Origin of the sequence: Sulfuricurvum sp. (genome assembly GCF_019163035.1) — a bacterium.
Taxonomy (GTDB): Bacteria; Campylobacterota; Campylobacteria; order Campylobacterales; family Sulfurimonadaceae; genus Sulfuricurvum.
The window spans coordinates 7,917-19,620 of record NZ_JAFLKV010000117.1; the positions used below are offsets into that span (position 1 = coordinate 7,917).

Genomic DNA, 11,704 nt, shown 5'->3' on the forward strand with positions numbered 1-11,704 from the left:
CTCTCCCCCACAACGATACAATGTTTTTTTGCCCGTGTGAGCGCCGTATAGAGGAGTTTGGTATTGAGCATAATGTGGTGTGAAAAACTCATCACCATTACGACCCGTTCGTATTCCATCCCTTGCACTTTATGGACGCTCAGGGCATAAGAGAGGCTCAGATAATCGCTGATTTGATCATATTTATAGTGGACGATTAGCTCTTCATTGGGATAATAGACATAACAGAGTTCCTCTTCCTCATCGAGTCGGAAGATAAGACCGCACATTCCGTTAAATATCCGTCTCTCACTCGGATCATTTCCCTCTTTAAACTCTTCGGGGGTAGTGGAAGGGAGGTTTTCATTTTTGGTGTGCACCACTTTGTCGTGAAGCCCGAATTCCCCTTTGAGCGTTTTGACTTTTTTCTTCGGATTCGGGTTGAAATAGCTTTGCAATAAGAGATTGAGATTATCTACCCCCAGCGCATTGCCTCTCATCGGTGAGATCACCTGAAAGGCGCTGAGGTATTCGCGTATCTGTTTCGATTCGAGTTTTTTGCGCGACTGTGAGAGATATTTCAAGGTGACATCGGCGATAGCCGCCAACGTATTGTGAGAATGGGTTTTGAGCACCTCTTCGAATTCGGTTGCCGTGAGAGAATTTTTGAGGGCATAGCGGTTGGGGAGATCGACACTCAAAAACGTAAAGTCTTCATAGCTCTCTTGATAATTGGGGATTACCCCTTTTCGAACCTCGTTGGCGATCAGGGCGATTGCTTGATCGGGGCTTTGACGGTAGATTTGGGTGAGCATCACCGTCGGGGCGAGGTTTAGGGCAATTGCATCGCTCAAGGGGCTACCTGCTCCAATAGGGGGGAGTTGTGCATCATCGCCGACGATAATCACCGTCGCATCGCGATCAATCTTCGCCATCAGCCGCGCAAAGAGCATCGAGTTGATCATCGAGGCTTCATCGATCAAGATCACCTGAAAAGGCATCGTGTCGTGCGATTCGAATCGCACCAGCAGACTTTGAATCGTAGAACTTTGATAGCCGCTGCGCTCCCGTATCCGCTGAGATGCGATACCGCTCAGAGCACACGTCATAATGAGGCTCGGTTCATGACGGGTGGCTAAAAGATCAAGGAGCGCTTTAGCGGTGGTACTTTTCCCCGTTCCGGCATATCCGACAAGCAAGATAAGCCCTGCACCGCGATTAATGAGCTCCAACGCGCTAAATTGTTGTTCGCCGAGGGTGAGAGTATGGGCTTCACAAAATGCGCTTAGATCATCACTCAGAGGTTCATGTGTATTTTTACCTCGACGTTTAAACTGCTCTATCAGAAGTGTTTCGGCTTCATATATGCGGGTAGGGGAGAGTTTGGAACTGGGAAGTAACGTAATGCTCCCCTCTCGCAGACGATCATCGAGAGCCTCTTCGTAGGTACGTTGATCCCCTAATGCTACGAGGAGATCGAGCTTGGCAAAAAGGGCGTTTTTTTCGATACAGCTGTTCCCCTCAGAGTCGCAGTATTCACTGAGGGTATACTCCATTGCCGCTTGGATACGCCGTTCATCATCTGCCCTTAGCCCCATATTTAGAGCAATCTCATCGGCTTTTTTAAACCCGATACCATTAATCCGCATCAGACCATACGGGTTATGTTTGATCGCTTCGATGGGGTCTTTTACCTCTTTTAACGCTCCGGCTATAAGTCGAAGGAGGGCAGGGGTGACACCGAATGGGGCTAAAAATTCTCCTAATGCTCTCATGGAGCGAAACTGTTTCCATCCGCTGGAGAGCTTGAGGAGACGTTTTTCATTCATCCCTTTAATCTCCATTAGACGCTCGATATCATTGTCGAGTATATCAATCAGCCCCTCAGTACCGTATTTTTCGATCAGCTCGGCGGTGAGTTTTTTAGTAAAGCCTTTGACGACGCGGTTGAGAAAAAAGAAGAGTTCGTTTTGGTTGACGATGAGACTCTGGGCTTTAAACGTTCGACCGTGTTGCGCGTGTTCTTCCCATGAGCCTTTGAGGGTCACCGCCGCATCTTTGAGATTATCGACATCGCTTTCGTAGTAGTGGGCGCTGATTTTATCACCGTTTTTAAGTGCAGCGATAAAAAAGCCGTTGTTTTGGTAGATGATTCGATCAATCTGACCGATGAGGGTTTGCATTAGGCTTTTACGCGGAGGTTTCTTTCCTCTTCTTGTGATTTATACAGCTCTGCACACCCTTTGGCTAACTCTCGGATTTTGAGGATATAGTTGGCACGTTCTGTTACTGAGATCGCTTTGCGCGCATCGAGGGTGTTAAACGTATGGGACGCCATCATGCACAGATCATACGCGGGGAGGGGAAGCTCGGCATCGAGACATCGTTTACACTCGGTGGCTTTGGCTTCAAACTCATGAAAGAGCATTGTCGTATCGGCGATTTCGAAGTTGTATTTTGAAAACTCGATCTCACCCTCTTTGTGGATGTCGCGGTAGAGAGTTTTGCCGAATTTGTTTTCGCTCCATACGATGTCAAATACCGTATCGACCCCTTGCAGATACATCGCCAGACGCTCCGTACCGTAGGTGATTTCAACCGCTACGGGATCACACGTTACTCCGCCGACTTGCTGAAAGTAGGTGAATTGAGTTACTTCCATACCGTTGAGCCATACTTCCCAACCCAGACCCCATGCTCCGAGGGTCGGAGATTCCCAGTTGTCTTCGACGAAACGGATGTCATGATCTTTGAGGTTTAGACCGAGGTATTCTAAACTTTTGAGATAGAGTTCTTGGATATTCTCAGGACTCGGTTTGATGAGGACTTGAAACTGATAGTAGCTTCCCAAACGGTTCGGATTTTCGCCGTAACGACCGTCTGTCGGGCGTCGGCTGGGTGCGACATAGGCGACTGACCACGGTTTTGAGTCGAGTGAACGAAGAAACGTTGCAGGGTGAAATGTCCCTGCTCCTGCGGCGATGTCATAAGGCTGGACGATCGCACACCCTTGGTCATTCCAAAATTGTTGAAGTTTTAAAAGCATATCACCGAACGTAATCATAGTTATCCCATATAAATAAATTACGTCATTATACCAAAAAAGGACTATTCAAAGGATTTCTTAAAGGAATACATCCTATTATGGGAGCAACTAAGTGAGGTAAATAATGAAATACTATTTATTTATATTATTTTTATCTATTACTGCGCTCAATGCTCAGCCTGCTGTAGAGAAAGTTTCCGTTCAACTGCAATGGGCGGATCAGTTTCAGTTTGCAGGGTATTACATTGCTAAAGAGAAAGGATATTACCGTGATGCGGGGCTCGATGTAACGATTCAAAAATTTGATTCGAAAAAACTTGCCGTTGATGAAGTAATGGCGGGTCATAGTACTTATGGTATTGGGAGATCATCACTTTTGGTCGATCGAATGAAAGGGCGAAATGTGGTTGCATTGGCAGCGATCTTTCAAAGTTCTCCTTTTATCCTGCTCTCTCAAAAATCAGCTGATATTAAAACTCCCCGTGATTTGGTCGGCAAACGGATCATGATGACGCAAGATTTTCAAGATACGATATCAGTTCGCGCCATGCTTAATTCGCAAGGACTTTCGGTAGATGAGCTCAAAACGATAGAACATAGCTACAATCCAATGGATATTTCTAACGGAAAAACTGATGTTATGGCGTGTTATATCTCTAATGAACCCTATATTTTGAAAGAAAAAGGGGTTGAGACAAATGCTATTAGCCCTGAAGCATATGGATTTGATTTTTATAGCGATATCCTTTTTACGTCAGATTTAGAAGTACGTAATCATCCTAAAAGGGTAAGGGCGTTTGTCGACGCGACCTTAAAAGGGTGGGAGTATGCTTTTTCACATATTCCTGAAACAGCGCAACTTATACGAACACACTATAATGGGCAAAATAAGTCACTTGAATCTCTCGTATATGAGGGAGAGGTACTTAAATCGTTGGCGTATAGAGGAGATCAGCCCCTGGGGGCAATAACCGTAGATAAATTCCGTCGTATATCGGATATTTATCGGGTTATGGGAATTCATCAAGATGAAAAGCGATTGGATGGGTTTATTTATGATGATACAGGCAAACAATCCGTAGCATTGAGTGTTGATGAACACTCATTTTTACATACGAATATTATCCGCTACACCTCGATAGAGCAATGGCCTCCTTTTACTTTTTATCCAGAGCATAATTCGCAAGAACTTCAGGGAATAGGGGTTGATTTTTGGAAGCTTATTGTTGAGCGAACCGGCATGAAGAGCTCTTTTACCCCTTCATTGACGTGGGGGGGTATCCTTGAATCGATGAAAACCAAAATTGTCGATGTGGCATTAGGAACATCTATTTCCAAGGAGAAAGAGCGCTACGCACTTTTTTCCAAACCGTATGCCACATTCGCAAATGTCATTGTTACCGGTAAAGCGATAGATTTTCTTCCGGGGTTAAATGCGTTGGGAGGGAAACGGGTAGCGATTGCTGAGGGAAATAACGTTGCCGAATCAATAGCCCTAAAATATCCTGATATCACTATTATAGGGGTAGAAGATACTCGTGAAGCCCTCAATGCTCTCAGTTCGGGACGTGTAGATGCGGTAATTGATATACTTCCCTCAGTTGCCTATCTTATAAATGAAGACCATCATGTCGATTTGAAGATATCAGGAACAACAGAGTTTAATTTTGATCTTCGGATGATGATTCGTAACGATTATCCTGAGCTAAAATCGATTATTGATAAGGCTATAGATTCGATTAGTATTGTAGATCGACAGAAAATTATGAACCAATATATTGCGATTACCTATGAAGATAGGGTTGATTACAGTTGGGTGTATGGGATCGCCTTAGCAGCTTTATTTATCATTTCTATTTTTATTTATCGTCAGTTTGAGATGGGAAAATACAATAAACGGCTTTTGAAAATGGCAACGACTGATCCACTAACGGGGCTTACTAATCGTATTCGTTTGGATGAAAAACTTTTAGAGTGCTATCACTTTTATGAACGAACAGGTCGAATTTTTTCGGTTATTATGATTGATTTGGATTACTTCAAGCGTGTTAATGATACTTACGGTCATTTGGTGGGAGACAAAACGTTAGTTATCTTTGCTAAATTGCTCAGTGATAATATTCGTAATGTTGATATTGTTGGGCGATGGGGTGGAGAAGAGTTTATGATTATTTGTCCAGATACGACACTTACTGGGGGTGAACAGTTGGCTGAGAAAATCAAATCGGTTATCGAAATGTATGATTTCCCCCATATTCATACTCTTACGTGCAGTTTTGGAATCAGTGAAAGCCGTGAGGGAGATCGGATTGAAAATATCGTAGGGCGTGCCGATAGTGCTTTGTATCAGGCAAAAGCAGAGGGGAGAAACCGAATCTGTATCTCTTAAGAGAGTTTACAGACGATGTCACCTATTTTTAGATTCAGCGAAGCGGCAACCACGGAACATTTTACTTTGAGTAAAAAGCAAATGTTCTGTCGTTGTTGAGGGGTCATGCACTCATAATTTCCCATCCCTTTGGCAATAATCAAATCGGCACTGTCAAAAAGTTTTTTGGCTTCGGGAGAGGCGAGGCTGTAAACAAATCCTGGGGTGGGAACACCGCTGTCCATGAGGGTACATACTTTATCTATTCCTGCTTCCTGCGCTTCGCTCATCGTAACATCATTGATGATCGGATTCCCGCGTACTAAATAGGTAACTGCTATGTGCGGATAGAGTTTTTGTAGGAAGCGGATCGCTAACGCATCGAAAATGTGTTCTCCCGCATTATCGCCGATATAGAGGAGTGTTTTAGTATGTGTGAGCGTAGCGTGTAATGTTTTGGTATCATCATGGGCAAAGGGCATATTAAAGACCGACATAATCGCCTCATGCAGATCAAAGCTCACTTCGGCGGCGAGATCGATCACATTGCCGACTACGGCTGTTTTGAGAATAGCGATGAGCGGATCATCACTGTTTTGGATCGTTTCTTCTAAAAAAGGGATATAGCTTTTAGCTTGAACTGAGGCGTGTTGTTTCTGTTCTTCGTACAAATCATCGATCTGAGCAAGAATTGCTATTTGTTCGTATAACGGTGCGGCGATTATGGGTGGCGAGAGGGTAAAATTGGCATTTTGAAGGGTTGTTTCGACATAACTGATAATACGTTTTCGTAATGATTCATCGGCATGAATAGCATCGCAGACACGCCCGCTTTGGGCGATAATACACCCAATACACTCAGGTTGTATTGTCATTGCGCAGCGTGATCGTCGATGACTTTACCCCACATCAGTTTGTATTTACGACGCATGAACTCAACCTCTTGTTGAGAGAGTTTGAGCTGTTCGGTGAGGGTAGCGATAGTGTTACGGTCTTCTTCGTACAGTTCTTGAAGAGAGTCGAGGGCATCTTTGAGAAATTGGTTCTCGTTTTTGATCGATTCGATGGTCTCCTCTTTGGCTACCAGGACTTTTTCGTGAAGATTGATGATAGTACCTATGGTTTTTTCGACAAAACTGGCACCGAGGGTGATATCTGCTTCGGATGCACTAAGCTCATGCATCGTCGATGGGACAAGACCCGCCATCCCCTGACCCGGATCGATGATTACTTCACCATCTTCGATGAGAGTAGTGAGTTTTCCACGAACGATCAATGCTTCAACGGCACTACGCTCCATATTCGCCATTTGAGCGTAATCATCGATACTCATCCATCCTTGCATTGTTCACCGCCTTCAAATTTTAATTAGTATAGCAAAACGCGTACCCTAATTATAAAATAGTTTCTATTTCTAATGAATCCATTTCAACTTTTTTTGCTTTCGCGATACGGTCTTCTTGGAGTTTCATCCGTAACTCTTCATTTTCTAACGCTAAAATTTGCATCGCGAGATAGGCAGAGTTTATCGCTCCCGCTTTTCCGATAGCAACGGTTGCTACCGGCATACCGGCGGGCATTTGAACGGTTGAGAGGAGAGCATCGATTCCGCTAAGGGCTGAAGCACTCATTGGAACACCGATAATCGGTTTGATCGTTTTTGACGATAGTACTCCAGCTAAATGAGCCGCCATACCGGCAGCCGCGATAAATACTTGTGCCCCTTTAGCTTCTGCTGCAATGACATATTCTTTGGTACGTTCAGGGCTTCGGTGCGCTGATGAGATGATGAGTTCGTACTGAACACCAAACTCTTCGAGGGTCTCTGAACACGATTTCATGACATCAAAGTCACTTTTACTTCCCATAATTATTGATACAAATTTCATTGAATTGACTCCTTAGGTTTTGAAATTAACACTTTGTTACCGTTCCCATATCTTCTGTAGCTGGGATACGGAAAAAGGTGAAATGAGGCAGAGCACATGGCACTCTAAAGCGGTTGAGATTTCCGCTGTGAACCTGATCCCAAACTTTGCCGTTTTCAGCGAGGAGCTGTTTAAATGAGATATGCCACTCCCCATTCTCTTCCCAAATTTTTCCGATTTCATTATCGATCGGCTCTAGGAGATTCCCCTCAGGGAAAACGAGTTCCATCGTATCATTCGGGAAAGTTTTATACTTGCACTCGAAATACTCACCCGATTCGTCTACGATACCGCTCACCTGATGGGTTCCCATCATCATTGAATAATCGAGATTTTGGGTATCGTGTTTTTCAAAAGGGCGGTTGATGAGATAAGCATCGGTAAAGCCTCGGTTTTGCATCGTATTAAGCTCTTTTTGGTAGCTATCAGGATTACTTTTTCCCTCATAGTAATCATTAATTGCACGGCGGTAGACTTTTGCCGTAATAGCGGCGTAATACGGTGCTTTTGTACGCCCTTCGATTTTGAGTGAATCGATACATCCAGCATCTAGAATCTCTTTGATATGGCTTGCGAGATTTAGATCTTTGGAATTCATGATGTAAGTACCGATTCCTTCATCTTCGACAAGTTTGAAGAGGGTTCCCGTTTCAGGATTGGCGGCGTACATTTCATAAGGAAATCGGCAGTCGTTGGCACAGCTTCCTCGGTTAGGGACACGGCCGCTTTGGAGTGTCGAGATTAGACATCGACCGCTGTAAGCAAAACACATTGATCCATGCACAAACACTTCGATCTCTAAATCGGGAAGCTCTGCTTTGATCTGTTTTAAATCTTTGAGCGAAATTTCCCGTGCGGCAATAATGCGACGAGCCCCCATATCGTAGTACACTTGTGCATCCAAAATGTTCATGACGTTGGCTTGGGTCGACAGATGAAGCGGAATATTGGGTGCAATCTGGTGAGCTAGTTTGAGAACTCCGGGGGTTGCAACGATAAATGCATCGGGTTTTAAAGAAGCCATTATGGCAATATGCTCTTTGAGCAGTTTTAATTGAGAATTGAACGGAAAACCGTTGATGGTGACATAGACTTTACGCCCGCGTTCATGGGCATAATCGATTCCCTCTTTGAAACTTTCTAGATCAAACTCTTTACCGGAACGGATGCGGAGTGAAAAATGGCTGACACCACCGTATACGGCATCTGCCCCGAAATCGATAGCAATTTTTAATTTTTCTAAATTCCCCGCGGGGGATAGAAGCTCGACTTTTTTCAATATGACTCTCTTGTGGTCAAAAATAGTGAGCAGATTGTATCGTTTTGTTTATTTATTTTTGCCCAAACGAAGCTAATAATGCTTCGATATCATCACTGTTTACGATATCTTCAGTCGAGGTGTCCCCGTGAATATGAACCGCAGAGCTGACACGCTTGCTGTCGTCGATTTTTCCGGCAAAGAGATGGTTCATGTAGGTCGAGAGAGCACGCATAACGTTGATAACTCGTTCGATTTTTTGACGGTGAATATCTTGGTATTGCATAATATCCATAACATTCATAATAGTGTCTCCGCCATTTTGAAGGATATCTAAAACGTCATTGAGCCCATCTTTGGCTCGCTCATTTTCTGCTAATTGAGTTTTAAATGCCTCAATATGAGGAAATTTTTCGCTTAGAGTGGTAAAAAGATCAACATTGCTTTTAATAATTGCTTGAAGTGTTTTGACATCTTTTTCACCTTTTCCAAGGTCATTGCTAATCTCTTCGATAAGGTCAAAAATTTCAGATGCTTTTTCTTCACTCTCTTTAGTAACGTCATCGAGCTGATGAACCATTTTGTTATCATCGGTCGGCGGTGGGGGTGGCCAGCTGTGAAGTGCAGAAACACGATATTTATCGGCATCTCCTTCACTATAGTACTTCGGATCGATAGGCTCTTCTGAAGATTCAGGAGCTTCGGCCACTTCTTCTTCAACTCCCATATCTAAATCTACGTCACCATTCATTAGCGCATCTAACTCTTCTTGCGTCATGATCTTTATCCTCAACGATTTTTTTAAAATTGCACTATAATAACATTAAAACCATTATTTTTACCTAGGGCATATTCATGAAAGTCGATCTTCACAACCATACCGTACTCTGCAATCATGCTACCGGAACGGTTGCAGAGTACGTTGAAGCCGCTATTGCATGTCAAACCGAATATTTCGGTTTTTCCGATCACGCGCCGATGCACTATGATCTGGCGTATCGAATGCGTTTTGATCAAATGGAACTGTATGAGGGATGGGTAAAAGAGGCTCAGGACAAATACGCAGATAAAATTCACGTCTTATTGGGATATGAGATCGATTATCTCCCGGGATATATGGATAACATCGTATTGAATCGATCGTGCGATTATTTGATCGGAAGTGTCCATTTTATTGATGATTGGGGGTTTGATAATCCTGAATTTATTGGTCGATATGAGGGAGCGGATATCGATGATATTTATCGTCGCTATTTTGCATTGGTAGAGGCGATGGCACAGAGTGGAAAATTCGATATCGTCGGGCATTTTGATTTACTTAAAATATTTAAATATCTTCCGACAGGGGATATCCGCTCTTTATCAGAAGGGGCACTAAAAGCGATTAAAAAAGCAAATATGTCGATAGAGATCAATGTTGCAGGGTATCGAAAACCGATTGCGGAAGCCTATCCATCGCCCCTTTTAATGGAGTTAATCGCAGAGTTGGAGATACCGATAACATTCGGTTCGGATGCCCATTGCAAAGAGCAAGTAGGGCTTTATACTCAAGAAGCAGAAGCGTTGGCTCGTTCCGTTGGATATGATAAATGTGCCCTTTATTTGGGACGAGATCGGGAAATGGTTAAATTTTAATCACTCGAAACCCTCCTTTTTTTGCCAACTTTTGCTATACTGCCCGCACTTTATTATTTTCAGGAGATTTGCATGGGTAAATTCGTAAATAGTGTCGACGAGTTTTTCAGTTTTTGTAAAGAGAACGATGTTCAATTCGTTGACTTTCGTTTCACCGATATGAAAGGGACATGGCATCACGTTAGTTACCGTATGAGTGCGGTAAACGCGGGTCAATTTGAAGGCGGTCTTCCATTTGATGGTTCATCTATCGATGCTTGGCAGCCGATTAATCGCTCAGATATGTTGCTTAAACCGGATGCTGAATCTGCGTTTATGGATCCATTTACTGCTGATCCGACCGTTATCGTATTCTGTGATGTTTATGATATTTACAAAGGTCAAGCATATGAAAAATGTCCTCGTGCTATCGCTAAAAAAGCACTTCAGCACCTTGCAAATGCCGGTGTCGGTGACGTAGCTTATTTCGGTCCTGAAAATGAGTTCTTCGTATTCGATGATGTAAAAATTCGCGACGAAGTAAACTGCCAATATTTTGAAGTTGATACTGAAGAGGGTGAGTGGAATGATGCAAAATCATTTAAAGACGGGTTCAATACCGGTCATCGCCCACGTAATAAAGGGGGTTACTTCCCAGTAGCACCGATCGATACTATGGTTGATCTTCGTGCTGAGATGATGTTGGCGTTAGAGCAAGTTGGTCTTGAAGTTGTTCTCGGTCACCACGAAGTTGCACAAGGTCAAGGTGAAATCGGTATCGTTTTCGGAACTCTTGTAGAAGCGGCTGATAACGTCCAAAAACTTAAATACGTTATCAAAATGGTTGCTCATCTTAATGGTAAAACGGTTACTTTCATGCCTAAACCGCTTTATGGAGATAACGGTAACGGTATGCACGTTCACCAATCAATTTGGAAAGACGGCAAAAATACATTCTACAAAGAGGGTGGCTACAGCAACTTGTCTGAAACAGCGCTTCACTATGTAGGCGGTATCTTCGCACATGCTCGCGCGGTTGCAGCATTCACAAACCCATCAACCAACTCATACAAACGCCTTATCCCCGGTTTCGAAGCTCCTTCGATTTTGACTTATTCTAGCCAAAACCGTTCTGCTTCTTGCCGTGTTCCATACGGTGCGGGTGAAAAAGCGACACGTATCGAAATGCGTTTCCCTGATTCTACTTCATGCCCATATCTAGCATTTACAGCAATGTTGCTAGCTGGACTTGATGGTATCAAAAACAAAACAGTTCCAGTTGGTCCTATGGATGAAGATCTATTCGAACTTAGCCTTGCTGAAATCCGTGAAAAAGGGATTCCTCAAATGCCACATACATTACGTGGTTCATTAGAAGCATTGATTCGTGATAACGAGTTCTTGCAGCCGGTAATGACTCCTGAGTTCATTGATACATACCAGCATTACAAATTCGAAACACAAGTATGGCCTGATGAATCTCGCCCAACTGCATTCGAATTCAAATCTAC

At 43.5% G+C, this 11,704-nt stretch carries 10 protein-coding genes; 3 read left to right on the forward strand and 7 right to left on the reverse strand.

All coding sequences use genetic code 11. The features are described 5' to 3' along the window. On the reverse strand, positions 1-2,162 hold a 2,162-nt coding region (locus JZU62_RS08405; RefSeq protein WP_295013779.1), incomplete at its 3' end, for an AAA family ATPase. Next, complete coding sequence (glyQ, locus tag JZU62_RS08410) at positions 2,162-3,043, reverse strand: glycine--tRNA ligase subunit alpha (RefSeq protein ID WP_295013781.1); 882 nt, start codon at positions 3,041-3,043, stop codon at positions 2,162-2,164. The genes glyQ and JZU62_RS08405, both read right to left, overlap by 1 nt. A 106-nt stretch (positions 3,044-3,149) precedes the next feature. Here glyQ and JZU62_RS08415 point away from each other — a divergent pair, with 106 nt between their 5' ends. Beyond that, positions 3,150-5,414 carry an ABC transporter substrate-binding protein gene (locus JZU62_RS08415; protein WP_295013783.1) on the forward strand — a complete coding sequence of 755 codons (2,265 nt, stop codon included), beginning with the start codon at positions 3,150-3,152 and terminating at the stop codon, positions 5,412-5,414. Here the strand turns inward: JZU62_RS08415 and JZU62_RS08420 are convergent. Genes JZU62_RS08420 through JZU62_RS08440 form a run of 5 tightly spaced genes read right to left on the reverse strand, consistent with a single transcriptional unit; the run spans position 5,411 to position 9,357 of the window. Further along, positions 5,411-6,268 (reverse strand): ARMT1-like domain-containing protein, encoded by an 858-nt coding sequence (locus JZU62_RS08420; protein ID WP_295013785.1) that lies wholly within the window; start codon positions 6,266-6,268, stop codon positions 5,411-5,413. The genes JZU62_RS08415 and JZU62_RS08420 overlap by 4 nt on opposite strands. Then, on the reverse strand, positions 6,265-6,738 hold the full coding sequence (locus tag JZU62_RS08425) for a DUF3972 domain-containing protein (RefSeq protein ID WP_295013787.1): 474 nt from the start codon (positions 6,736-6,738) through the stop codon (positions 6,265-6,267). Before JZU62_RS08425 ends, JZU62_RS08420 begins: the two co-directional genes overlap by 4 nt. A 49-nt stretch (positions 6,739-6,787) precedes the next feature. Continuing rightward, positions 6,788-7,282, reverse strand: coding sequence for a 5-(carboxyamino)imidazole ribonucleotide mutase (gene purE / locus JZU62_RS08430; protein ID WP_295013789.1), 495 nt, complete (start codon positions 7,280-7,282; stop codon positions 6,788-6,790). A 25-nt stretch (positions 7,283-7,307) separates the two neighbouring features. Continuing rightward, on the reverse strand, positions 7,308-8,600 hold the full coding sequence (locus JZU62_RS08435) for a peptidase U32 family protein (protein ID WP_295013791.1): 1,293 nt from the start codon (positions 8,598-8,600) through the stop codon (positions 7,308-7,310). A gap of 52 nt (positions 8,601-8,652) precedes the next feature. Then, on the reverse strand, positions 8,653-9,357 hold the full coding sequence (locus tag JZU62_RS08440) for a chemotaxis protein (protein ID WP_295013793.1): 705 nt from the start codon (positions 9,355-9,357) through the stop codon (positions 8,653-8,655). Between the two features lie 77 nt (positions 9,358-9,434). Between JZU62_RS08440 and JZU62_RS08445 the strand changes: the two genes are divergently transcribed. Together JZU62_RS08445 and glnA are read left to right on the forward strand one after the other, a co-directional pair. Beyond that, a complete protein-coding gene (locus JZU62_RS08445; protein ID WP_295013795.1) occupies positions 9,435-10,214 on the forward strand; it encodes a histidinol-phosphatase in 780 nt (259 codons plus the stop codon). Between the two features lie 72 nt (positions 10,215-10,286). Further along, positions 10,287-11,704: type I glutamate--ammonia ligase (gene glnA, locus JZU62_RS08450; RefSeq protein ID WP_295013797.1), on the forward strand; the 1,418-nt coding region annotated here is incomplete at its 3' end.